This is a genomic window from Streptococcus sp. 11-4097 (assembly GCF_018215285.2).
Lineage (GTDB): Bacteria > Bacillota > Bacilli > Lactobacillales > Streptococcaceae > Streptococcus.
In genome coordinates, this window is sequence record NZ_CP185262.1 from 1,416,846 (window position 1) to 1,440,808 (window position 23,963).

20 protein-coding genes, 1 tRNA gene and 1 other RNA gene are annotated in these 23,963 nt (G+C 40.6%); 5 read left to right on the forward strand and 17 right to left on the reverse strand.

Annotated features, from left to right (window positions below; translation table 11 throughout):
• Positions 1-153: 153 nt before the first annotated feature.
• Positions 154-1,437: a uracil-xanthine permease family protein gene (locus KB197_RS07080; RefSeq protein WP_064276971.1), complete on the forward strand. Its 1,284-nt coding sequence runs from the start codon at positions 154-156 to the stop codon at positions 1,435-1,437.
• A 52-nt stretch (positions 1,438-1,489) separates the two neighbouring features.
• Here the strand turns inward: KB197_RS07080 and KB197_RS07085 are convergent, their stop codons facing one another.
• The 10 genes from KB197_RS07085 to KB197_RS07130 form a co-directional block, all read right to left on the reverse strand.
• Positions 1,490-2,248: a CPBP family intramembrane glutamic endopeptidase gene (locus KB197_RS07085; RefSeq protein WP_064276873.1), complete on the reverse strand. Its 759-nt coding sequence runs from the start codon at positions 2,246-2,248 to the stop codon at positions 1,490-1,492.
• Between the two features lie 152 nt (positions 2,249-2,400).
• A complete protein-coding gene (locus KB197_RS07090; protein ID WP_064276874.1) occupies positions 2,401-3,297 on the reverse strand; it encodes a DMT family transporter in 897 nt (298 codons plus the stop codon).
• 8 nt (positions 3,298-3,305) lie between these two features.
• Positions 3,306-4,241, reverse strand: a complete 936-nt coding sequence (locus tag KB197_RS07095) for a serine hydrolase domain-containing protein (RefSeq protein ID WP_064276875.1) — start codon at positions 4,239-4,241, stop codon at positions 3,306-3,308.
• Complete coding sequence (locus KB197_RS07100) at positions 4,238-4,963, reverse strand: CppA N-terminal domain-containing protein (RefSeq protein ID WP_212573481.1); 726 nt, start codon at positions 4,961-4,963, stop codon at positions 4,238-4,240. The genes KB197_RS07095 and KB197_RS07100 overlap by 4 nt, the downstream gene beginning before the upstream one ends.
• Positions 4,964-5,086: 123 nt before the next feature.
• On the reverse strand, positions 5,087-5,992 hold the full coding sequence (gla, locus tag KB197_RS07105) for an aquaglyceroporin Gla (protein WP_000348094.1): 906 nt from the start codon (positions 5,990-5,992) through the stop codon (positions 5,087-5,089).
• A gap of 158 nt (positions 5,993-6,150) precedes the next feature.
• A complete protein-coding gene (locus tag KB197_RS07110; RefSeq protein ID WP_212573480.1) occupies positions 6,151-7,314 on the reverse strand; it encodes an ATP-grasp domain-containing protein in 1,164 nt (387 codons plus the stop codon).
• 12 nt (positions 7,315-7,326) lie between these two features.
• Entirely contained in the window at positions 7,327-8,067 is a 741-nt protein-coding gene (locus KB197_RS07115) for an esterase family protein (RefSeq protein WP_064276877.1), read from the reverse strand.
• Between the two features lie 20 nt (positions 8,068-8,087).
• Positions 8,088-8,912: an alpha/beta hydrolase gene (locus KB197_RS07120; protein WP_212573479.1), complete on the reverse strand. Its 825-nt coding sequence runs from the start codon at positions 8,910-8,912 to the stop codon at positions 8,088-8,090.
• A gap of 136 nt (positions 8,913-9,048) precedes the next feature.
• Positions 9,049-10,263 (reverse strand): tRNA uracil 4-sulfurtransferase ThiI, encoded by a 1,215-nt coding sequence (gene thiI / locus KB197_RS07125; RefSeq protein WP_064276879.1) that lies wholly within the window; start codon positions 10,261-10,263, stop codon positions 9,049-9,051.
• A gap of 8 nt (positions 10,264-10,271) precedes the next feature.
• Positions 10,272-11,414, reverse strand: coding sequence for a cysteine desulfurase family protein (locus tag KB197_RS07130; RefSeq protein WP_064276880.1), 1,143 nt, complete (start codon positions 11,412-11,414; stop codon positions 10,272-10,274).
• 138 nt (positions 11,415-11,552) lie between these two features.
• On the opposite strand from KB197_RS07130, the gene KB197_RS07135 reads away from it, so the two are divergent.
• Together KB197_RS07135 and KB197_RS07140 are read left to right on the forward strand one after the other, a co-directional pair.
• The gene (locus KB197_RS07135) at positions 11,553-11,981 is read left to right on the forward strand and encodes a DUF6556 family protein (protein ID WP_064276881.1); all 429 of its coding nucleotides are present in this window, start codon (positions 11,553-11,555) and stop codon (positions 11,979-11,981) included.
• A gap of 133 nt (positions 11,982-12,114) precedes the next feature.
• A complete protein-coding gene (locus KB197_RS07140) occupies positions 12,115-13,371 on the forward strand; it encodes an ISL3 family transposase (RefSeq protein ID WP_212574075.1) in 1,257 nt (418 codons plus the stop codon).
• 77 nt (positions 13,372-13,448) lie between these two features.
• Here KB197_RS07140 and KB197_RS07145 read toward each other — a convergent pair whose 3' ends face one another.
• The 4 genes from KB197_RS07145 to KB197_RS07160 form a co-directional block, all read right to left on the reverse strand.
• Positions 13,449-15,752 carry a DNA translocase FtsK gene (locus KB197_RS07145; protein ID WP_421127505.1) on the reverse strand — a complete coding sequence of 768 codons (2,304 nt, stop codon included), beginning with the start codon at positions 15,750-15,752 and terminating at the stop codon, positions 13,449-13,451.
• A gap of 85 nt (positions 15,753-15,837) precedes the next feature.
• On the reverse strand, positions 15,838-17,790 hold the full coding sequence (locus KB197_RS07150; RefSeq protein WP_212574070.1) for a fructose-specific PTS transporter subunit EIIC: 1,953 nt from the start codon (positions 17,788-17,790) through the stop codon (positions 15,838-15,840).
• A complete protein-coding gene (pfkB, locus tag KB197_RS07155; RefSeq protein WP_064276887.1) occupies positions 17,787-18,698 on the reverse strand; it encodes a 1-phosphofructokinase in 912 nt (303 codons plus the stop codon). Before pfkB ends, KB197_RS07150 begins: the two co-directional genes overlap by 4 nt.
• The gene (locus KB197_RS07160; RefSeq protein ID WP_000920651.1) at positions 18,695-19,435 is read right to left on the reverse strand and encodes a DeoR/GlpR family DNA-binding transcription regulator; all 741 of its coding nucleotides are present in this window, start codon (positions 19,433-19,435) and stop codon (positions 18,695-18,697) included. The genes pfkB and KB197_RS07160 overlap by 4 nt, the downstream gene beginning before the upstream one ends.
• Positions 19,436-19,596: 161 nt before the next feature.
• On the opposite strand from KB197_RS07160, the gene KB197_RS07165 reads away from it, so the two are divergent.
• Positions 19,597-19,684 (forward strand) — tRNA-Ser (locus tag KB197_RS07165).
• Between the two features lie 78 nt (positions 19,685-19,762).
• Here KB197_RS07165 and KB197_RS07170 read toward each other — a convergent pair.
• Positions 19,763-21,097 (reverse strand): Nramp family divalent metal transporter, encoded by a 1,335-nt coding sequence (locus KB197_RS07170; RefSeq protein WP_212574069.1) that lies wholly within the window; start codon positions 21,095-21,097, stop codon positions 19,763-19,765.
• 469 nt (positions 21,098-21,566) lie between these two features.
• Here KB197_RS07170 and KB197_RS07175 point away from each other — a divergent pair, with 469 nt between their 5' ends.
• Positions 21,567-22,823, forward strand: coding sequence for an ISL3 family transposase (locus tag KB197_RS07175; protein WP_212574075.1), 1,257 nt, complete (start codon positions 21,567-21,569; stop codon positions 22,821-22,823).
• A gap of 94 nt (positions 22,824-22,917) precedes the next feature.
• Here KB197_RS07175 and ssrA read toward each other — a convergent pair.
• Positions 22,918-23,265: a transfer-messenger RNA gene (ssrA, locus tag KB197_RS07180) on the reverse strand.
• Positions 23,266-23,326: 61 nt separating this feature from the next.
• On the reverse strand, positions 23,327-23,962 hold the full coding sequence (locus tag KB197_RS07185) for an SGNH/GDSL hydrolase family protein (RefSeq protein ID WP_064276893.1): 636 nt from the start codon (positions 23,960-23,962) through the stop codon (positions 23,327-23,329).
• Position 23,963: the final 1 nt, after the last annotated feature.

Here is a 23,963-nt window from a genome sequence, read left to right on the forward strand (position 1 = left end):
ACAAGCAAAGGTTTTTAATGTCATCCCGTGAGGTGACGAAGACACAGAAATATTTGAAACTCTTTAAAGTCTAGATTTTAAAGAAGTCTTACTCTGAGGGCCTATTGCTGTAAAATAATGGGCTCTTTTTTGATGCCCAAAAGTGAGGTTTATATGAAACAAGAATCAACTGTTGATTTGTTACTAGACGTTGACCAACGTCCTTCGGCTGGAAAAGGAATTCTCCTTAGCTTCCAACACGTTTTCGCTATGTTTGGTGCGACCATCTTGGTACCATTGATTTTGGGAATGCCTGTATCTGTTGCCCTTTTTGCTTCAGGTGTTGGGACACTCATCTACATGATTTCAACTGGTTTTAAAGTTCCCGTTTATCTAGGTTCTTCATTTGCCTTTATCACAGCTATGTCACTTGCTATGAAAGAAATGGGTGGCGATGTATCTGCTGCCCAAACAGGGGTTATCTTGACTGGTTTGGTATATGTCCTTGTTGCTACCAGCATCCGATTTGTAGGAACAAAATGGATTGATAAACTCTTGCCACCAATCATTATCGGTCCTATGATCATCGTTATCGGTCTTGGACTTGCAGGTTCAGCTGTTACCAATGCAGGTCTTGTAGCAGACGGAAATTGGAAAAATGCTCTTGTAGCCGTTGTTACGTTCTTGATTGCTGCCTTTATCAATACAAAAGGAAAAGGCTTCCTACGAATCATTCCTTTCCTCTTTGCCATTATCGGTGGTTACCTCTTCGCACTAACTCTTGGCTTGGTTGACTTTACGCCTGTCCTAGAAGCTAACTGGTTTGAAATTCCTGGTTTCTACTTGCCATTTAGCACAGGTGGTGCCTTTAAAGAATACAATCTTTACTTTGGTCCAGAAACCATCGCTATCTTGCCAATCGCTATCGTAACAATTTCTGAACATATCGGAGACCATACTGTTTTGGGGCAAATCTGTGGCCGTCAATTCTTGAAAGAACCAGGTCTTCACCGTACTCTTCTTGGTGACGGTATCGCAACTTCAGTTTCTGCCTTCCTTGGTGGACCAGCCAATACAACTTATGGAGAAAATACAGGGGTTATCGGTATGACTCGTATCGCTTCTGTCTCAGTTATCCGTAACGCTGCCTTTATCGCGATTGCCCTCAGCTTCCTTGGTAAATTTACTGCCTTGATTTCAACCATTCCAAATGCTGTACTTGGTGGTATGTCAATCCTTCTCTACGGAGTTATCGCAAGTAATGGTTTGAAAGTCTTGATCAAAGAACGTGTAGACTTCAGTCAAATGCGTAACCTAATCATCGCAAGTGCTATGTTGGTACTTGGACTTGGAGGAGCTATCCTTAAACTTGGTCCAGTTACCCTTTCAGGTACTGCCCTATCAGCCATGACAGGAATCATCTTGAACTTGATCTTGCCATACGAAAATAAAGACTAAACGTCTTGACACAAAAAGTCCGCTCAGACAACTGAGTGGACTTTTCTAATTCTTAAGTCCCCCAAGCAACCAATAGATAGATCAGGCTAGAACCAAACATATCTGCTAAAGCATGCATGAGAAAGAATGGAAGGAGATTTTTAATTTTATATTTGTATAAAAAATAATAGAATAAGCCATAAACTACACCGATTACCAAAGCCCATACTAATCCTTGATAGGTGTGGAAGGAAATACGAATACTAGTAGAATAAAGCAAAACCAACCACTTGTGTTTTTCCTTCACTGAAGTTAACAAACCTAGAAAGAAAAACTCTTCATAAAATCCATTAAGCAAGGCATAGGCAATCGCTATCGGGCTGAGAGCTAAGAACTTCCTTATTATTTGCGTGAAATCTATATAGGCAAAAAGGTCTGGATTAAAGTAATTATATTTACCAGTGAGAGTTGTAACCAAGTCTCCAAACAGTCCCACTAAAGCAAATATAAATGGAACCCAAAAGATAATGGACCAATTCCAGCGAATAGGAAGCTGTTTAAAATCATAATTTCGAATCAAAAGATAGAGTAAGGTCACAGTCAGTAATATAGCTTGCAGGGTAAAATTACTAAAATAAGCCGCACCTTCGCTTGCAGCCTGTCTAACTGCCCCTACTGTACTTGATGCACCCGTTGGAAACGTATTTGCTAAAAATAGCTCGGTTGAACGAATTATAAACTGACCAAACATTATGATCGTAATAATCACAATGTCAAACCATCTCAAGTATTTTAGAGGTTTAGATGGATGTATTTTTTTAAAAATATTCATATTTTCTCCAGGTATTCTATACTCATATAAATATTTTAAGAAAAAAGGCTTAAACTTTTATAAAATTTCATTAATTCATTTAGATTTAAAGACTTTTACTAGTAAAAATAAACCCTCTTTGAGAGTGGTTATCATCTACTTTCATTTTTTGTTTATTTCTCTAACAATAAATCTTTCAAAGAAATCAGAGTTACAGCAAACAATATCATTGCCATGCCAAGAAAATCAATGGGATAGAATTGTTCATTCATAATTAGGAAGGCAAAGAAAACCGCAGAGATTGGCTCAATTGAAGCCAACAAACTTGACTTAACCGGTCCTATCAGACTGGTTCCCTTTAAGAAGGCTGTATAGGCAAAGACAGTCCCGATAAGAATAATGCCCGCAAAAGCGAGGAGAAAATCAAGACTAGTTGGGATAGCAGTCTGTAGAACTCCTGTAAAAGGAAGGGCGACCGAACCTGCTATGACCATTCCCACACCAATGACCAAGCTGCTCCCCCACTTCTTAATCAAGGCTATGGGCAAAATGATATAAAGTGCATAAGTTAGTGCAGAAAATAGCCCCCAGAAAAGGCCTGCAGGTGTCATGGATAACTGGTCCAACTGCCCATGAGTTGCAATCAGGAAGATCCCTCCAATGGCTAATATGATGGAAATAATCTCTCCCAGTGTCGGCGCCACCTTATCCTTGATACAGCTATAAATTAAAATTCCGACAGGACAAACATACTGAAGCACTGTCGCGGTACCTGCATTGGTCTCCTGAATAGCAGTTAGATAGGCAAATTGATTGAGGAAGAGACCAATTAGAGCAAAAATAAGAAGAGACAGCAAACTCTTTCTATCCTTTAAAAAGGCCAGCATTTTATCCTTTGCAGTAGCATAAGCCAAGACCATGAGAATCCCACCGGCGATTAAAAGTCGTAAGTTAGTTAAAACCAGAGACGAAATTCCATGTGCCATCAGATATTGGCCACTCGTTCCTGACAAGCCCCAAGCAATCCCAGCCACAACTGTTAATATAGTCCCTTTTAAACTGTTTGACATGTCTCTCCTTACTCTTCTTTACGAATCAAGTCCATCACTTGATTGCGGTCTACAATCCATTGAGCCCTCTCATCCTTTTCATAGGTACGATTCGATAGAAAAATAGCCGCTTCTTGATTCTGCCGATTCCACATGATGAAGGTACCTGTATAGCCCGTATGGTCTAGCCAATCTCCTTCCAAATTCCATGCCAAAGAACGTTCCTTGTCATCTAAAGGAGAAAAATTTTGACTCAAATCTCTTGCAAAACCATCTGCTAAATAATGTTCTAAAAAGATTTGTAAATCCTTTACAGTCGAAAACAAACCAGCACTACCTGCATGTCTTCCCAAGAGGAGAGCCTTGGGATCATGTACCAGACCTGCCTCGACACCTCTAACTGTTGGAACAGCAAGCTCAACAGGCCCAAACTGGGTATCCGCCATTCCCCAAAGATTCCAGACTTGCTCCTGTAAAATCACATCCAAGTCTTGATTAAAGATTCTTTCCAAGATAAAACCTAACAGCAAAAAATGGACATCCGAATAAAGAAAGGCAGGCTGGCTTCGTCTGTTGAGATGAAACATAGCTTCCTTTAATTCAGGTGCTGTTAAAAGATCACGATTGGGAATAAACGGATCAAGGTCTGTAGCGTGAGTCAAGAGCTGGCGAATAGTGATGTCTGGATAATCACTCTCTGGTAAAAAATCTGTTACCGGTCTGTCAATATCTAATTGACCTTTTTCCCACAAGAAGGTAAAAACGGTACCAACCCCAACAACCTTGCTGACACTAGCTAGATCATAAACTAGTCCTGCCTCAGTCTGCAAGCCATGCTCTGGGTCACTATGACCTAAATAGAACTCCATCCATTGATTGTCCTTAAAATACGCAAAAGAGGCCCCGGGATAGATCCCTGCCTCGATTTGTTCTTCTATTTTTTTAATAATCTTGGTCCACTTCATACTTCTTCAAACCACAATTCAACATTATTTCTATCTTTACCAAGGAAGAATTTTTCAGACTTAGGAATAAAATATTCGGTAGACTCAAACTTCTTGCGAAGACTTGCTATATCTAGTTCATTGACCAAGAACTTGAGCATAGATAAGTCCCAAGTAACCGTATTGTCCACAGTCAAATCCTGCCCCTGAGCTGGGATAAAATCAAGTGATGTCCCAACTTCAGATGATTCCAAGTAACTTTTGATATCAGTTGGGAGATGTAATTCCATAGAAATCTCAAATTTACTTAAAGAAATTGATTCCAAATCTGTTTGAAATTCAGGTTTTTCTCCTACTTCTACTAGACTTTCTCTATCATTTTCTGCATGAATCAAAACCAAATCATCTTCTGGAGAGTAAATTTCAAAAGCGTAGCCATTTTGACCTTTATATAATCGATGAATCGAATCTGTTTTAGATAAGAGTCCTTCAATTTCCAAGGGATTTTCCACCTTGACAACCAATCTAGCCAGCTTTTTTCTTCCCTCTACCTTACGAGTACGCATACTGGGAGCTTCTTCTAAAACCAGCTTTTCAAGACCTGTTTGGTCGCCTAGTGACAGAAAGGCCGATTCTTCTAATAAGGCCTTCATACCAAGGGTTTCAATATAAAATGTTTCATTTAATTTTCTATTATTTACTTTTAAAGTAGGAATAATCCGTACAATCTGATTTACATTCATAAATTCCTCCAACTCTTTTATTTTAAAGGATTTTAGAATTTTTTACAAGAAATTATGCTCAGATTTACCTTTTTTTCGTAAAATTTCATCTAAAAAACCGAGGATTTCCTCGGTTTCAATTTCTTATAGGTAAAGGAATTTGAAGATAGCTACTGCCGCAATTGCTGCTGCGATCGGTGCTACTACTGGTACCCAAGAATACCACCATTTTGAATCACCTTTGTGCTCACCAAGAACTGATTTTGGAAGGAAAGCATGAAGGAGACGTGGTCCCAAGTCACGGGCTGGGTTCAAGGCAGGCCCTGTAGGTCCACCAAGTGATGTTACCAAAGCCATAACAAGGAATCCAAGTGCCAAGTGAGCAATTCCAAGACCAGAAGTCATAAATGGTGCTACTTGTTCTTTAGCTTGGTCAAGTGCTGCTGTTACTTGTTCTTGAGGAATGGTTTGACCTTGAGTAGTTGCTTGTGCAACTTGAGCATTGATAGCAGCTTGTGCTTTTGATACTAGTTCGGCACCAAAGAAGTTTTTAGTCATACCAAGGGCTGCAAAGAAAAGAACAAATGAACCGACAAACTCGTTTACAAAACCATTAACAGTTGCTGCAAAATGTGATTCTTTTGTACCATTATCCAAACTTGAAATGGTTGAGAAAGTACCCAAGATGTTGTTTGGATTTTCAGTTTTCAAGTAGTATGGGCGGTGTGTTGCCACAACCAAGGCTTGACCAAAGATAGCACCCAAAACTTGTGCGATGATATAAGGTGCAACTTGTGCCCAAGGGAAGAGACCGCTGATCGCAAGTCCAAGAGTGAAGGCTGGGTTAATGTGGTTACCAGATACGTTACCAAACATCAAGGCTGGGATCATAACCCCCATACCATAACCAACAGCGATAACTATCCAGCCACTTTGGTGACCTTTCGTACCTTTAAGTTCAACGTTGGCAACTGCACCATTTCCAAGAATGATCAAAATAGCAGTGGCCAAAAATTCAGTGGCATATTTAATTGCCCATGTGAAATCCATTTGATAGATTCTCCTTAAAATTTTTTAGACAATCCTTATTCTATCAATTTTTATATCTTTTAGCAACAGGTTTTCTAAAAGATTAACTGGGAAAACGCTTTAATTCAGGGAATTTAAAAAGACTTAACAAATAAAGCTTGTTAAGTCTTCATATCCTATTATTGACGTTGTCCGAAATCTGCAATCATCTGCTCCATTTCTTGTCGACTCGGAGTTGTCAGCATATAAAGGTAATCCCCTTGAAGTTCCGCGAAGGCCTCTGGCATGATTTTTTTAACCTTGAACTGCTGGATGTATTTGGCAAGCAAGTCCTCCTCAGAATAGACATAGTGAGCATTTGCACGACGGGATGTAGCTAAACAAAACTGAGGTTCAAAGTCTGACGCTGGGAACTCTTCTCCTGCTACAATAGCAGCATAGCCACGATAGAGGTCCAAGGAATGGGCAAAGTTATAAACATCAATGGTAAAACCACCTGCAGGACGGTTATTGTACTCAATGGCAATATAATCATCCCCTTCACGGAAGAACTCGATATGGAAGAACCGTTCTTTCATACCAAATTCCTTGACAATTGCCTCACCATATTTACGTAATTTAGGATCCATATCCTTGAGAACGTAATAAGAATTGTCCATCTTGTAAATCATGAGATCCAGCGGTGTATAAGCGTAATCAAAAGTTGTTGAAAAGACAATCTTACCATCCTTATCCACTAGACCATCAAAGGTGCAAATTTCGCTGGAAGTGACAAATTTTTCAAAGAAATAAACGGTCGAATGGTCCCATTCTTGCTTGAAGTGATTGATATCGTCTTCTGTTTCAAGCTTAAAGGTCGCGGCTGCTCCCACTCCATTATCAGGTTTGGCAATCATTGGAAGGCCGATTTCATTCACAGCTTGATCCACATCTGCTTCCGTCTTGATAACAGCTCCAGGGACCACAGGGACACCTGCTTTTTTGAAAAGCTTCTTCATTTCAGACTTAAATTTCGTCTTTTTGAGATCCTCTGGTTTGGCACCAAAGACATTGAATTGTTCTCTGAGTGTTGCATCCAGCTCAAGCCAGTATTCATTGTGGGATTCAATACGGTCAATTGGGCCATGTTTATAGAAAAGGAAAGCAACTGCTCTCTTGACTTCATCTATATTTTCAAGATTGTCCACACGGAAATATTCGGTTAGGCTATTGCGTAAAGGTTCATCCAATTGCTCGTAAGGTTCTTGGCCAATTCCCAAGACAGTAATGCCTTTATTGGCTAGTTCTATGGTAAACTGTTGAAAGTTTTGTGGATAATAGGGAGAAATAACAAGGTAATTCATAGATAACTCCTTTTATAAATAGAGATTTCCAAGGAAATAAGGCATTTGTTTGCGCCACCATTCCCAGTCGTGGGCCACATCGTGTCCCCATTCAGCAAACCAGGCTGGAATTTGTTTCTGGTCAAAGGCTTCTTTAAGCTTGTAAAAGGATGGTAAACCCTCTTGCTCCCAGGCACCAAGACCCGTACACAGCACAATCTCTGCCTGACGGTAACGATCGATAAACCAGCCGTCGTTCTGGTTCCAGATATAATCTACTGGCGAGTTTTGGTAAATAGCATCGTCATTGTAGTAGTCGCCGACAAAGAAACGTGCATCGTAAACACCACTAAGAGCAATCACCTTGGTAAAGACATCTGGATGTTGGAGGAAAAAATTGACAGCATGGTAGGCGCCCATCGAGCAACCTGTCGTCATCATACCATCAAACCAACCTGTCTTATGCTTGATAAAAGGAATGGCCTCTTCAATCACATAGCGTTCATAGGCACGGTGCATTTCCGCTTGGTCATGACCATTTTTCCAAGTGGCCAACCAGCTCTCACTGTCAACACTGGATAGGGTAAAGAACTGGACACGGCCTTCCTCGATAAAGGAAGCACAGGCATCAATCATGCCAAAATCATAGTATTCGTTGTGACTACCACCTGATGAAGCAAAGACCACAACTGGAATCCCAGCATGTCCATAACGATTAAGGCACATTTCACGGTTAAGATTGCCACTCCAGTGGCTAAGGTTTTCAATATGCATTGGCTTTCTCCTTTTCTAACTTACCATTTTTCTGCAAAAAATCTCAAACAGTCTGGTAAATTCTCCGACCAAGGGATTTCACTATGGATGGCACCAGACTGAACTTTCAAGACAAGATTATCTAAGTGTACCCCACCTGCTATCAAATCATGGTAATAGCGAAGCGACGAGTCAATATAGGCTTGCTTGATATTACCAGCCATCAGGGTCTTGTCTGTATCATCTGCTTCTTCTGTTCCAACATAGATGAAGATACGCTGGTCAGGCGATAGTTTCTTGCGCTCGATGTAGCGATTAAAGGATTCTTGATGGAGCCAGTTAGCAGATGAAAAGACCCCTAGACAGCCAATTTGGTCTTGGTATTCCAAACCGATAAACTGGGTAATATTGCCACCTAGTGAGGAGCCAATCATAGCCGTATGCTGGCGGTCAGCTTTGGTACGGTAGGTCACATCGATAAAAGGTTTGACAACCTCCATGACAAACTCAGAATATTCCACACCCTTACCGCCAAACTGCTGTCCTGGGATAGGAGATTCTTGGAACTTCCAAGCCGCATACTCATTCATCCGCCCCATACCATCATTGTCAATGGCAACGACAATCATGCGACTGATATCAGGATTACGCTTAATAGTTGGGATAATCTTCCATGAATGGCCAATGAAAGACTCCTTGCTATAAAAAACATTTTGCCCGTCATGAAAGTAAACAACAGGATAGGAACGATCCGTGTCTTTCTCATAATCTTTAGGCAGAAGAACACGTACACGACGTTCCTTACCTGTATAAGGAACCTTGAGTTTGTGTTCTTTCATTTTTAAATAAAAGTAGGATTGATTCATTGTCAGAAAACTCTCTATATTCAAAATTTTATTTCATTATATCACATTTATAGAAAAAAAGTTAGTTTTGCTTCCGTTTTTGGAATTAAAAACTAACTTTTTCATTTATTTTTATAAATTCTTCTGGATTTTCTGATTAGAGAAGATTATCAATCAAGTCATCCACTTCATCTTTTTCAGCCTGCGGCGTAATCTCAGTAATCATGATTCCAGCCACAGCTCGCTCTACTAAACCTTCAACATCCATGCGAGCTTCATACTGCTCCGCATTCTTAATCTTAGGATTTGTTTTCGGACGATCTGGCGCAAAAATGGTACAGCAGTCTTCAAACGGTTGGATTGAAATGTCAAAGGTATCGATTTCCTGGGCGATGTCAATGATTTCCAACTTGTCCATGGTTACAACTGGGCGGATGATGGGAGTGTTGGTAACGGCATTGATAGCCTGCATACTTTCAAGGGTTTGGCTGGCTACTTGACCTAGACTCTCCCCATTGATGATAACTAAACCATTTCGTACCTCACGAATACGATCTGTAATCCGCATCATAAAGCGACGAGTTAGAGTCATTAAGTAAGCTTCGGGCGCTTTGGCCTTGATTTCCTCTTGAATCTCTGTAAAAGGAACTTCGATAAACTGGATATTGCCACCAAACTTGGTCAATTTACGGGTCAAATCTTGGGCTTTCTTGAGAGCGCCTGGACTAGTATAAGGTGGGCTGGCAAAGTGAACGGCCTCTATATCTACCCCTCGTTTAAGCGCTAGATAACCTGCTACAGGTGAGTCAATCCCTCCTGACAACATGAGCATGCCTTTACCTGAAGTTCCAACTGGCAAACCACCAGCCCCACGAATGGTTTCATAAGAAAGATAGGCTGCTTCTTCACGGATCTCCACCTGAAGATTGATGTCAGGACTTTTCATTTGAGCTTGCACATTTGGAATAGCTTCAAAAACAGCACCTCCAAGGGTTTGGTTGAGTTCACGACTATCCAACTCAAAGTTGTGGTCGCTACGTTTACTAGAGATTTTAAAGGTCATGCCTTCCTTGTAGATATCTTTCATAATCTCTTGGACAGTAGACTTCAGAACTTCTACAGATTTTTCAACCTTATAAACAGGGGAAAAGTTTTGAATTCCAAAAACTTGTTTGAGCGATTCTGCTACTGCTGTGTAATCTGCTCCATTGAGGTAAGCATGGGCACGGTCGCGATCTGCCGTTACCTTAACTTGGGGATAGATGGACAAAACGTCTGAAATATTATTGCGAAGTTTATTGATGAAACGCATACGGTTTTTACCCTTGGTTGACAGCTCACCGTAGCGAATCATAATTTCTGAATACTGCATGAATGCTCCTATCTTACTTTTCTAGTTTGATTGTAAATCAATTTTAACTTGGTCAAGAACTGCTCGACCTGACTCATATCATTTTCAAGGTCTAGGCTAAGACGCACAGCTGACTGAGCCTTATCTTTATCTACTCCCATGGCAATCAGGGTTCCGGCTGGTTTCCCTGCCTTGGACGAACAAGCAGAGGTTGTTGAGATGAAAATATCATAGTCTTCAAAGGCGTGAACGATGACTTCACCACGAACACCTTTGATTCCAAAAGTCAGAATATGAGGGGCAAAGTCTTCCTCATCTGAAAAGACAAAAATATCTGGATAGTTCAGAAGAGCTTGGCGAATAACTGCCTTCATCTGGCCAGTCTTGCTAGTAAAGAAATCTAGCTTCTCCATAGACAAACGGAGGGCCTTGGCTGTCGCAGCAATCCCTGACATATTTTCAGTTGTCGAACGGTAATCACGTTCCTGACCACCACCTGTTAAAAGAGGCGTAATTTTCTTACCAGACTTGATATAGACAAAACCAACACCACGAACTCCGTGGAACTTGTGACCAGAGAAAGTCGCGAAATCCACTCGTTCTGTCAGATACTTTTCAGTCGGAATTTTGGCAAGTGCCTGAACTGCATCAACGTGGAAGGAAATAGTTGGTTTGTCTGCTAACAGTTCTGAAATAGCCTCAATGGGCTGAACAGAGCCGATTTCATTGTTAACTGCCATGATGGAAACGAGGGTCGTATCAGGTCGTATCAAATCTGCTAGTGCCTCAACATCCACAAATCCTTTGTTATCAACTGGAGCAAAATCCACTTCAAAACCTTGAGATTTCAACCAAAGGGCTGACTCTTTGACTGCTGGATGTTCAATGGCTGATACGATGATGTGCTTTCCAAACTGAGCCTTTTCAAAGGCCACACCCTTGATGACCCAGTTATCTCCTTCTGTCCCACCAGAAGTAAAGAAGATTTCCTCACTTTTCTTACCGATTAAATCTGCAATCTGTTGGCGGGAAGCATCTAAGATTCGTGTTGCCTGGTCTCCCAAACGATGGAGACTAGATGGATTTCCTAAAATTTTTGAAGCGACCTGCATATAAGTTTCAAGGGCTTCAGTATAAGGCTTGGTCGTCGCCGAATTATCAAAGTAAATCATGTTTTCTCACGCTTTCTAAAATCACTTCTTCTATTGTATCATGAAACGGAGCTTGCGACAAGAAAGGGCAATTCCTCTTTTTTTAAGATTTTTTTAAAGAAATGCGGTATAATAAATTTTAATTAAAGGAGAGAATGTATGTCTAATTATCGTAGAACTTCAAAACCAAAAACAGAACACATCAAAAAAGGCTTTACGGTCTTTCAAAAAACCGTTGCTACTATCGGTAGTATTCTCGGCTTAATTACCGCAAGTATCACTATCATGAACGCCTTGGATAATAACAAAAATACTAAAAAAGAACCTACGACAAGCCAGACGACAACAATTGTCAAAGAAATTCAAAAGGAATCCCCTCAGGAAAATACTAGTCCCAATAAGGAAAACAACACTTCTCAAGAAAAAACACAGCAAGAGGAAACGCCAAAAACTAGTGTCAAGGAAGAGAAAAAAGAAGAGCAGAAAACAGCAACTCAGGATTCTTCTACTCCTACTCCAAGTAAGCCTACTACTGAAAATGAAAAACAGTCCAATAGTCCAACTTCGGAAAATAAAACTAATCAATAATCACTAAAAGGCTCTATAATATTTGTAGTGGGTAAATCCCCTATAGATATTATGGAGCCTATTTTTGTGTAGAAAAAAAGTCCCATATGACCTATAATGAAAAGCGACGAAACAACTCATTAGAAAGAATCATATGGAACCATTACATTTTATCACAAAACTACTCGATATCAAAGACCCTAATGTCCAAATTATGGATGTTGTTAATAGAGATACCCACAAGGAAATCATCGCTAAACTGGATTATGAGGCCCCATCTTGTCCTGAATGTGGAAGTCAAATGAAGAAATATGACTTCCAAAAACCATCGAAAATTCCTTACCTTGAAACAACTGGTATGCCTACCAGAATCCTCCTTAAAAAGCGTCGTTTCAAGTGCTATCATTGCTCTAAAATGATGGTCTCACAGACCTCTCTCGTCGAGAAAAATCACCAAATTCCTCGTATTATCAACCAAAAAATTGCGCAAAAATTGATTGAAAAAACTTCTATGACCGATATCGCTCATCAACTGGCTATTTCAACTTCAACTGTCATTCGCAAGCTTAATGACTTCCGTTTTAAGCATGATTTTTCTCGTCTTCCAGAGATTATGTCTTGGGACGAGTATGCCTTTACCAAGGGAAAGATGAGTTTCATTGCACAAGATTTTGATAATCTTAACATCATCACTGTTCTTGAAGGCAGAACACAGGCTATCATACGAAATCACTTTCTGCGCTACGAGCGAGCTGTTCGTTGTCAGGTGAAAATCATTACGATGGATATGTTTAGTCCTTATTATGCCTTGGCTAAACAGCTTTTTCCATGTGCTAAAATCGTTCTAGATCGATTTCACATTGTACAACACTTAAGCCGTGCTATGAGTCGTGTTCGTGTCCAAATCATGAATCAATTTGAGCGAAAATCCCATGAATACAAAGCCATCAAGCGCTACTGGAAGCTCATACAGCAGGATAGTCGTAAACTCAGTGATAAACGTTTTTATCGCCCTACTTTTCGCATGCACTTAACAAATAAAGAAATTCTAGACAAGCTTTTGAGCTATTCAGAAGACTTGAGACACCACTACAATCTCTATCAGCTCTTACTTTTTCACTTTCAGAACAAGGAGCCAGACAAATTCTTCGGACTTATTGAGGACAATCTAAAGCAGGTTCATCCTCTTTTTCAGACTGTCTTTAAAACCTTCCTCAAGGATAAAGAAAAGATTGTCAACGCCCTTCAACTACCCTATTCCAACGCCAAATTGGAAGCGACCAATAATCTCATCAAACTTATCAAGCGAAATGCCTTTGGTTTTCGGAACTTTGAAAACTTCAAAAAACGGATTTTTATCGCTCTCAATATCAAAAAAGAAAGGACGAAATGTGTCCTTTCTCGATCTTAGCTTTTCTTCAACCCACTACAGTTGACAAAGAGCCCACTAAAATAGCCTCCTTCCAAACTTGGAAAGAAGCTATTTTTTTATTGTTGTAAAACTTTTCTTGGTTTGGTACCTTCAGCTGGACCAATGACACCTGCCATCTCAAGCTCTTCCATGAGACGGGTCGCACGGTTAAATCCAACTGACAAACGACGCTGAATCATGGATGCGCTGGCTTTCTGTGTCTCGATAACCAAAGCCTTGGCTTCCTCAAAAAGCGGATCTCCACCAGTTTCACCATCTGAAAATTCTCCTTCATTTTCAGAAACCTCACCTGGATCAAAACTCTCATCGTAGTCCGCATCTGCCTGAGCCTTGATAAAGTTTACGATACGTTCAACATCATCATCCGAGATAAAGGATCCTTGGAGACGAACTGGATGATTTTCATCGATTGGTTTAAAGAGCATATCTCCTCGACCAAGCAGTTTCTCAGCTCCATTTTCATCCAAGATGGTGCGCGAGTCTGTACCTGATGATACCGCAAAAGCCACTCGAGATGGGACATTGGCCTTAATCAGACCAGAGATGACATCAACCGATGGACGCTGGGTTGCAAGAATCATGTGAATACCTGCAGCACGTGCCTTCTGTCCGAGACGGATGATAGCATCTTCCACTTCCTTACTGGCCACCATCATAAGGTCAGCCAACTCATCCACAATCACGACAATGAGCGGTAGTGGAACCTGCTTGTACTCAGACTGGGCATTGAACTCTTCTACCTTGACATTAAAGCCTGCAATATTCCGAACTCCCACCTTGGCAAAGAGTTCATAACGATTTTCCATCTCATCCACGACCTTTTGCAGAGCCTTGCTGGCTTTGCGTGGATTGGTCACAACTGGAATCAAGAGGTGGGGAATATCATTGTAAACAGACAACTCAACCATCTTGGGATCGACCATCATAAATTTAACTTGGTCAGGTCTCGCCTTCATGAGGATGCTAGCGATAATGCCGTTAACAGCTACTGACTTCCCTGAACCCGTTGAACCTGCAACTAGCAAGTGGGGCATCTTGGAAAGGTCAAAAGCTCTTGCGGTGCCATTAACTGCCTTTCCTAGAGGAATTTCTAAGAGATTTTCTGCTTTCGTTTGAGATTGTTCCCATAGTTCGCGGAAGGATACCGTCGCAATCTCAGAGTTAGGAACCTCAATCCCGACTAAGGATTTACCAGGTATTGGAGCCTCAATCCGGACATCCTTGGCTGCCAAGGCTAGAGCGAGGTCATCTGCTAGATTGGAAATGCGGTTAACCCGTACACCGACTGCTGGCTTGACTTCATACTTGGTCACTGACGGCCCAATTTCAGCCCGTTCAACCGTTACCTTAATACCAAAACTAGCAAAAGTTTCTTCTAGGATTTTGATGTTTTCACGAACGATTTTCTTCTCTTTCGACTGGTCTTTTGGTTTATCTGGGGCAAAGAGTTGTAAGCTTGGAAGTTTGTATTCAAGGGCTTCCTTTGCTGAAAAATCGACCTGAACATCTTCGACATCAGAGCCATCTCCCTGTTCAGTGAATTCAAGTTCAGCTTGAGGCAAGATGATCTCTGGTTCTACCCACTCTTCTTCTGGAACAGGTGGAACGTCAAGCACAACATCTTCTGTAAGAATTTCACCCGTTTCCATATCAACAGGAGGCATATCGAGTAAGGCTTTTTCAGCCTCTTCTTTTTCTAATCTAGCCTCTTCCTCAGCCTTTTGGCGAGCTTTTTCTTCTTGTTTGACAAAACGTTCCTCTTTTCGACGCTCATGCCCTTCCCGCCATTTGGCAAAGCCTTTACTGCAAAATTCAGCAATATCGTAAACAGACCAAGGACTGACTAGGAGGGCACCCACTAAAATCAAGATAGAACCAATAAAGTAAGTACCGATATTTGAGAAGAGAAAAGCTGTTGGCACATAGAGTCCAACACCAATCAAGCCTCCACCAGCAAAACTGGTCGTTCGAAAACCAGTCAGATCCGTCACAACCTGAGCCATAGTCCCTTTTAAAACCGACTTGTCCAAACCATATTTCCAAACTAAGTAGGCCTCAAAAATCAAGAGTAAGCCAGCAAATATGGTGAAAAATCCAGATAAGAGTCCTTCCTGTTTTCGTATCCACTTGAAGAAGAAGAGATAGACCAGGATACCAAATATTGCCAGATAAGCTAGGCTACCCACCAGCAAGCGAATTAGATTGTAAAGGGTGATACCTGCAGCCCCTAATTTGAAGGCTGCGAAAATCAATAAAAGCGCGATTCCCAACGAAATCAACATTCGTTGAATCGCTTCTTTTCTTTCGAGTTCTGCTTTAGACGGTCTCCGTCTTGTTTTACTTGTATTCTTGTTTGCCATTCTTCTATTATACCATATTTCACAGGCATTTCGGAAAGAGAAAAAGACTGCACCAAACGGTACAATCTTTTCATTTTTCTATTTTTTATGCTTGTGGTTTGCGTAGGTAACCATAGACTACACCACTTACGATTGCTCCTACCAAGACAGACACGAGGTAAAGAAGAGCATTAGAAGTAAGGGCGATAACGAAGATTCCTCCGTGTGGCGCCATTAGTTTGATACCAGTAAGACCAACGAGTCCACCTGCTACTGCTGAACCAAGGATGAAGCTTGGGATCGCACGAGCTGGGTCAGCTGCACCAAACGGAATCGCTCCCTCAGTGATAAATGACAAGCCCATGATGATGTTTGTCAAACCAGAGTTGCGTTCTTCCTTAGTAAATTTGTCTTTAAAGAGAAGAGTTGCGACAAAGATGGCAAGTGGTGGCACCATTCCTCCAGCCATAACTGCTGCCATAGCCACAGAACCACCTGAAGAAACAGTCGCTGCAAGCGTACCTGTACCAAATACATAAGCCGCTTTGTTGACTGGTCCACCCATGTCAACAGCCATCATTCCACCAAGGACGATACCGAGAAGGACAGCTGAACCACCTCCAAGACCGCCTAGGAAGTCATTCATAGCAGTGTTGATTGCTGCCATTGGGATATTCACAGCTAGCATGACAAATCCAGTCAAGATTGTTCCAAGAAGTGGCAAGAGAAGAATTGATTTAGCACCTTCGAGTGAACGAGGAACTTTAACGTATTTCTTGATAGCAAGAACTAAAGCACCTGCGATAAATCCACCAACAAGGGCACCTAGGAAACCAGATGAGACACCTGCAAGAGTTGAAGTTGCTTCACCACCTGCGGCATAAGGAATTTTACCAAAGGCAAAACCTTCTTTGGCAATAGCACCAGCCACGAAACCTGCTACCAAACCTGGTTTTTCAGCGATAGAGTAGGCAACATAACCTGCAAAGACTGGGAGCATCAAACCAAAGGCAGCTCCACCAATTTTCATAAACATAGAAGCTAGCTCATGGTAGGAACCAAGATTACCAAGATTTTCATTTGGAACACCCAAAGCACCGTCAATTAAGAAGGCAAGGGCAATCATGATACCACCGCCGATTACGAATGGCAACATTTGAGAAACACCACTCATCAAGTGTTTGTAGAAGGCACCACCGAGGCTTTGTTTTTCGTTGCTTGCTGTTGAAGCTTTTGCTCCATTAGCAGCACGGTAGACTTCAGCATCTCCTGAAAGAGCCAAGTTAATCAATTCTTCTGTTTTACGGATACCGTCAGCAACTGGACGATTGATCAATGGTTTGCCATCGAAACGATCCATCTCAACCGCCTTGTCTGCAGCGATGATAACAGCTTTAGCCTTGCGGATGTCTTCAGCAGTTAGTTGGTTTCCAACGCCGCTAGCACCGTTGGTTTCAACCTTGATCCCAACACCCATTTCAGCAGCCACTTTTTGAAGGGCTTCTTGGGCCATGTAAGTGTGGGCAATACCTGTCGTACAAGCTGTAACAGCTACGATAAAGTCACCCGAGTTATTAGCAGGTACTTGAACAGGCTCTTCAGTTTTTTCTGAAGCTTGGTTAAAAAGTTCGATAACTTGGTCAGCTGATATTGCTTGACGAAGTTTATCAGCAAAACCGTCTTTCATCAAGTATTGGGACAATTCTGCCAAGGCTGCTAAGTGAGTATCATTGGCACCTTCTGGAGCCGCAATCATGAAGAAGAGGTCTGTTGGTTGCCCATCCAAGCTCTCGTAGTCAACACCCTTGTTTGACTTAGCAAAGAGAACAGTCGCTTCTTTTACAGCAGCGTTTTTGCTGTGAGGCATTGCGATACCATCTCCTAAACCAGTAGAAGTCAAGGCTTCACGCGCCAAAATTCCTTCTTTAAAGGTTTCAAAATCTGTTACATAACCGTGGTCTGTCAAGCTTTTAATCATCTCTTCGATGACAGCTGTTTTTTCAGTTGCCTGCAAATCCAGCAACATAACATCTTTTCTCAATAGGTCTTGAATTTTCATCTTTTTTCTACCTCAACTTTTTCATATGTTTCTTTAATAAATTCTGCTGTTGCCAAGTCATCTGAGAAGGTGGTTGCCGTTCCGCAAGCCACTCCCCATTTGAAGGCTTCTACTGCGTCTTTGGATTTGACAAATTCACCTGTAAATCCAGCGACCATAGAATCACCAGCCCCAACTGAATTTTTGACTGTCCCTTTGATTGGTTTAGCAAAGTAAGCCCCCTCAGATGTGACAAGAAGGGCACCGTCACCAGCCATAGAGATAATGACGTTTTGAGCACCTTTAACTAGTAACTCACGAGCATATTTTTCAATTTCATCTAAACTTTCGAGTTTCACTCCAAAGATAGCTCCAAGTTCGTGATTATTTGGTTTAACCAAGAGTGGCTGGTAGTCCAAACTATCAATCAAGGTCTGTCCTTCAAAATCACAAACGACTTGCGCACCCGTCTGACGCGTCAAGGCAATCAAATCCTTATAGATAACATTGCCTAGATTTTTAGCACTTGAACCAGCAAAGACAACTGTATCTTCTGCTGTTAAACTAGACAAAATAGCTTTCAATTCTTCTAACTGGGCTGGTTCGACATTTGGACCCGTTCCGTTGATTTCTGTCTCTTGGTCTGCTTTGATCTTGACATTGATACGAGTATCTTCTGCCACTTGGACAAAACGCGTCTCGATTGCTTCATCAGCCAAAGTATCTGTGATAAATTTACCAGTAAAACCTCCGATAAATCCAGTCGCTGTATTTGGAATATCCAAGCGTTTCAAGACACGACTGACATTGATTCCTTTCCCTCCAGCAAACTTATCATCACTATCCATTCGATTGACACTACCGACTTGGACTTGGTCCAAACGAACGATATAGTCAATGGATGGATTGAGTGTGACTGTATAAATCATACTTCTATTACCTCCGTTTTCTCCTTAATAGCCTGCAAGAGCTCATGCCCTTGACTTGTGATAACAATAGCTCGTTTGAGTGGTGCTACCTTGGCAAAGCAAGTTTGTCCAATTTTAGACGAATCCACTAAGACGTAGGTCTGTTTGGCATTCTCTAAAATAGCACGCTTCACAGCCCCCTCCTCCATATCAGGAGTCGTATAATAGCCATCGTCCACACCATTCATCCCGATAAAGGCACGGTCAAAGTGCAATTGGTTAATCTGGTTAAGAGCAACGCCCCCGATGCTCGCATCTGTTGCCATCTTGACACTTCCTCCAACCATGACCGTTGGAATCTGCTTTTCAACCAACTGAGCTGCATGGTGAATCGAGTTGGTCACAACAGTAATATTTTTATTGACCAATTCATGAATCAAAAAAGCAGTTGTTGTTCCAGCGTCGATAAAGATGACATCTTGTTCCTTGATGAGAGAGGCAGCTTTCTGAGCCAGCAACTTCTTCTCTTGAAGGTTTTTGACAGATTTCTCTTGAATGGTTTCCTCTTCCTGCAAGGAGTGGGGCAATTCTGCTCCACCATGCACGCGACGAAGCTTGTTTTCCGCTTCCAACTCATCCAAGTCTCTTCGAACCGTTGATTCTGACGTTTCTAGCAAACTAACTAATTTTTCTAGAGAGACTACATGATGTTGATTCAACTCCTCTAAAATCAGTTGTTTCCGCTCTGTTTTTAACACTGAATCACCTCCTGTTATCGTTTACACTATTCATTCTATCATACTTTCTTTCAAAGTCAAGCATTTTTTATCATTTTCTTTCACAATCTATCATTTTTCTTATTTCTAGAATTTTTATTGCAAGATGAGAGCCTTTATGGTAGACTATTTGAGTAAGTATTGGAAGATTACTCAAGAGGCTTAAGAGGCCGTGTTGGAAACGCGGTAGGCGTGTAACAGCGTGCGTGGGTTCGAATCCCATGTCTTCCGTTTATTTTAAAAAAGATACCCAAGAAATCTTGGGTATCTTTTTTCTTATATGCTTGTTTTATAACTCGGGTGAATTTCTTAGAAAATATCAAATAACAATTTCACATTGAGAATTGTTAAGATAATGGAAACGATATAGCCAAGGATGGTATTCCATTTGGCATTGGTAAATTCTCCCATCAGTGATTTCTTAGAAGTTAGATAAATCAGTGGGAAGATTGAAAATGGAAGAGCAATCGAAAGAAAGACTTGTGAATAAACCAATAACTGATCCAATGTTTTTTCCTGATGACCAAACAGAACCGCTACAATCATGACAGGCAACAAAGCAAAGAGACGAGTTGCCAAACGAATGAACCATTGAGGTAATCTCATATGCAAGAAACCTTCCATAACGATTTGTCCAGTCAAGGTACCCGTAATTGTCGAATTTTGACCACTGGCTAATAAAGCCAAGGCAAACAAGGTTGATAAGGTCGAGCTAGCTATAGCTCCTGCAATAGTAGAATCCTGCAAGGCATTATACATTTGAGAGAAGGCAGAAATCTCAGATGCATGGCCGAAAAAGAGAGCCGCCCCGAGAATTAATAGAAGGGAGTTAACCACAAAGGCCAAGGATAATTGGAGATTTGAATCCCAGGTCATAAAGCGCACCGCTTTTCGAACATCATCCTTGTCCTTGTGATTGATTTTCCGAGTTTGAGACAAGGAAGAATGCAAATAGAGGTTATGAGGCATAACCGTCGCACCTACAATCCCCAGAGCTAAAGTTAATTGACTTTCATGACCTGGCAAAGGACTCTCAAATAAGGTCGAATTGGGTAAATAACCCTCAGCGATTCCTTGGAAACTTGGATTTGATAAAGCTACCAGATAAGTAAAGATTGCTAAAATCGTTAAAATCAGTGTTGTCACAATAGCTTCTATCTTCTTAAAGCCAAATTTCATCAAAAGCAATAAGAGAAAGACATCTAGAACCGTCAAAAGGATGGCTATCATAATCGGAATCTTAAAGAGAAGATTGAGAGCAATCGCTGAACCTAGAACTTCTGCCAGATCTGTCGCCATCAAGGCTAATTCTAAAATCACCCATAGACTATAACGAAGCCATTTAGGTGAATGATGAGCCGTTGCTTGAGCCAGGTCCATCTGGGTTACAATACCAAGCTTTCCTGCCATCTGCTGAAGTTGCATGGCAATGAGAGATGAAATCAAGATAACAAACAAGAGACTATACTTATAGGAAGCACCACCGACTACACTGGTAATCCAGTTTCCTGGATCCATATAACCAACTGCGACAAGAGCACCCGGACCTAAAAAGGCATTTAAATTTTGCCAGAAATGATTGTTATTTGGAGTATCGATAGATTGATTAATCTCAGAGAGTGACACTTTTTTATGAGGAGACATAGATACTTACCTCTTTCTAAACCTACTTTTTCATTATTTTCTATTAGAGAAAAATAAGATTGACTTTAAACTATTAAAACAATGAAAACTATATGAAAAACATTTAGTTTTTTCATTATTTTTCTTAAGGCACCTTAATATTTTTCTTAAGGCACCTTAATTATAACACAAAAATGAAAACTATATGAAAAACATTTAGTTTTTTCATTATTTTTCTTAAGGCACCTTAATTATAACAGAAAATATGATAAAAACTTAAGAAAATTCAGGACTTGATTTAATATTTAGGATACAACAAAATGTTGTATTCTTTTTTTGCAAAAGAATACCAAAGAATAAAATAAAGGCTCTATAATATTTGTAGTGGGTAAATCCCCTATAGATATTATGGAGCCTATTTTTGTGTAGAAAAAAAGTCCCATATGACCTATAATGAAAAGCGACGAAACAACTCATTAGAAAGAATCATATGGAACCATTACATTTTATCACAAAACTACTCGATATCAAAGACCCTAATGTCCAAATTATGGATGTTGTTAATAGAGATACCCACAAGGAAATCATCGCTAAACTGGATTATGAGGCCCCATCTTGTCCTGAATGTGGAAGTCAAATGAAGAAATATGACTTCCAAAAACCATCGAAAATTCCTTACCTTGAAACAACTGGTATGCCTACCAGAATCCTCCTTAAAAAGCGTCGTTTCAAGTGCTATCATTGCTCTAAAATGATGGTCTCACAGACCTCTCTCGTCGAGAAAAATCACCAAATTCCTCGTATTATCAACCAAAAAATTGCGCAAAAATTGATTGAAAAAACTTCTATGACCGATATCGCTCATCAACTGGCTATTTCAACTTCAACTGTCATTCGCAAGCTTAATGACTTCCGTTTTAAGCATGATTTTTCTCGTCTTCCAGAGATTATGTCTTGGGACGAGTATGCCTTTACCAAGGGAAAGATGAGTTTCATTGCACAAGATTTTGATAATCTTAACATCATCACTGTTCTTGAAGGCAGAACACAGGCTATCATACGAAATCACTTTCTGCGCTACGAGCGAGCTGTTCGTTGTCAGGTGAAAATCATTACGATGGATATGTTTAGTCCTTATTATGCCTTGGCTAAACAGCTTTTTCCATGTGCTAAAATCGTTCTAGATCGATTTCACATTGTACAACACTTAAGCCGTGCTATGAGTCGTGTTCGTGTCCAAATCATGAATCAATTTGAGCGAAAATCCCATGAATACAAAGCCATCAAGCGCTACTGGAAGCTCATACAGCAGGATAGTCGTAAACTCAGTGATAAACGTTTTTATCGCCCTACTTTTCGCATGCACTTAACAAATAAAGAAATTCTAGACAAGCTTTTGAGCTATTCAGAAGACTTGAGACACCACTACAATCTCTATCAGCTCTTACTTTTTCACTTTCAGAACAAGGAGCCAGACAAATTCTTCGGACTTATTGAGGACAATCTAAAGCAGGTTCATCCTCTTTTTCAGACTGTCTTTAAAACCTTCCTCAAGGATAAAGAAAAGATTGTCAACGCCCTTCAACTACCCTATTCCAACGCCAAATTGGAAGCGACCAATAATCTCATCAAACTTATCAAGCGAAATGCCTTTGGTTTTCGGAACTTTGAAAACTTCAAAAAACGGATTTTTATCGCTCTCAATATCAAAAAAGAAAGGACGAAATGTGTCCTTTCTCGATCTTAGCTTTTCTTCAACCCACTACAGTTGACAAAGAGCCAAAATAAAAAACGTTGTAAAAACAACGTTTTAGAAAGATTTACAAAACAATGTAAATTATCAATGGAGCCGGTGGGAGTCGAACCCACGTCCAAACATCTGCTAACATATTTGTCTACAACCATAGGTTATGTATTCGTTTAACAGTCCCTCGACACATAACTCAAGCCTAGAAACCGCGAGTCTATCAATCTCTTATCAAGCCGCTAGACAAGACTTGATCGTATCTCGCTAATAATAAGACCTGTCATTGAACACGAGCAATCCAAATCGGGTCACGCCTGCTGGTTTTTAGGCAGCTAGAGCGTAAGAAGTGTTATTTTTTGCAGTTATATTTAACTGAGCGTTTACGTCGCCACACGAGTCGCAAAATATGCCTCATAATGCCTGTCGAATCCGTAACGACCCCAAAAGATAGTAAAACCATTATACCTTATCTAACACGAAAATGCAAAAAGGAAATCAACTAACTACACAAGATAGTCTTTCAAAGCTTTAGTCAAAACCTGATAACCAGTAACACTAAGGTGCAACCCATCAGTTGTATAATCTTTTTTGAGTTGGCCTACCTGGTCTGTCAAACTATCAAAAACTGGCACAAATTCCACCTGCATATAGGCCGAAGCAAGCTCTTGATAGGCTTGATTCCATTTCTGGATTTTTTCATTCGTGCGGATATAGACTGTCTGCTTGTACTCATCTCCCTCATTGACTGGCAAAATAGAAAGCAATTTCATCTCTGTCAATGGATAATCGCGAGCAATAGACTGTATGATAGCTTCGAGATTATTGAGAGCCTCATTCACAGGCACATCTTTTCCGATATCATTTGTCCCAATCAAAAGGACAATTTTATCTACTGCTCCACCGTACAGATGCGCATCTAGATTTTCTAATAACAGCCCTGTCTGATAACCTCGAATGCCTCGATTGACAATCGTCTTTGCAGTTCCAAACAACTCCTGCAGAGGATAATATTCGACAATGGAATCCCCAATAAAAAGAATGTCTGGCTCTAGAACAGAAACTTGATTTAAGTGACGATACTTGGTTTGGATTTTGCCTTGTTCCTTTAGTAACCAATTTTCTAATAACTGTACTGCCACT

What these genes read in the sequence shown, in the direction of transcription:
- KB197_RS07080 (WP_064276971.1), top strand. Translation starts at nt 154, where the DNA reads ATGAAACAAGAATCAACTGTTGATTTGTTACTAGACGTTGACCAACGT.
- KB197_RS07085 (WP_064276873.1), bottom strand. Translation starts at nt 2,248, where the DNA reads ATGAATATTTTTAAAAAAATACATCCATCTAAACCTCTAAAATACTTG.
- KB197_RS07090 (WP_064276874.1), bottom strand. Translation starts at nt 3,297, where the DNA reads ATGTCAAACAGTTTAAAAGGGACTATATTAACAGTTGTGGCTGGGATT.
- KB197_RS07095 (WP_064276875.1), bottom strand. Translation starts at nt 4,241, where the DNA reads ATGAAGTGGACCAAGATTATTAAAAAAATAGAAGAACAAATCGAGGCA.
- KB197_RS07100 (WP_212573481.1), bottom strand. Translation starts at nt 4,963, where the DNA reads ATGAATGTAAATCAGATTGTACGGATTATTCCTACTTTAAAAGTAAAT.
- gla (WP_000348094.1), bottom strand. Translation starts at nt 5,992, where the DNA reads ATGGATTTCACATGGGCAATTAAATATGCCACTGAATTTTTGGCCACT.
- KB197_RS07110 (WP_212573480.1), bottom strand. Translation starts at nt 7,314, where the DNA reads ATGAATTACCTTGTTATTTCTCCCTATTATCCACAAAACTTTCAACAG.
- KB197_RS07115 (WP_064276877.1), bottom strand. Translation starts at nt 8,067, where the DNA reads ATGCATATTGAAAACCTTAGCCACTGGAGTGGCAATCTTAACCGTGAA.
- KB197_RS07120 (WP_212573479.1), bottom strand. Translation starts at nt 8,912, where the DNA reads ATGAATCAATCCTACTTTTATTTAAAAATGAAAGAACACAAACTCAAG.
- thiI (WP_064276879.1), bottom strand. Translation starts at nt 10,263, where the DNA reads ATGCAGTATTCAGAAATTATGATTCGCTACGGTGAGCTGTCAACCAAG.
- KB197_RS07130 (WP_064276880.1), bottom strand. Translation starts at nt 11,414, where the DNA reads ATGATTTACTTTGATAATTCGGCGACGACCAAGCCTTATACTGAAGCC.
- KB197_RS07135 (WP_064276881.1), top strand. Translation starts at nt 11,553, where the DNA reads ATGTCTAATTATCGTAGAACTTCAAAACCAAAAACAGAACACATCAAA.
- KB197_RS07140 (WP_212574075.1), top strand. Translation starts at nt 12,115, where the DNA reads ATGGAACCATTACATTTTATCACAAAACTACTCGATATCAAAGACCCT.
- KB197_RS07145 (WP_421127505.1), bottom strand. Translation starts at nt 15,752, where the DNA reads ATGGCAAACAAGAATACAAGTAAAACAAGACGGAGACCGTCTAAAGCA.
- KB197_RS07150 (WP_212574070.1), bottom strand. Translation starts at nt 17,790, where the DNA reads ATGAAAATTCAAGACCTATTGAGAAAAGATGTTATGTTGCTGGATTTG.
- pfkB (WP_064276887.1), bottom strand. Translation starts at nt 18,698, where the DNA reads ATGATTTATACAGTCACACTCAATCCATCCATTGACTATATCGTTCGT.
- KB197_RS07170 (WP_212574069.1), bottom strand. Translation starts at nt 21,097, where the DNA reads ATGTCTCCTCATAAAAAAGTGTCACTCTCTGAGATTAATCAATCTATC.
- KB197_RS07175 (WP_212574075.1), top strand. Translation starts at nt 21,567, where the DNA reads ATGGAACCATTACATTTTATCACAAAACTACTCGATATCAAAGACCCT.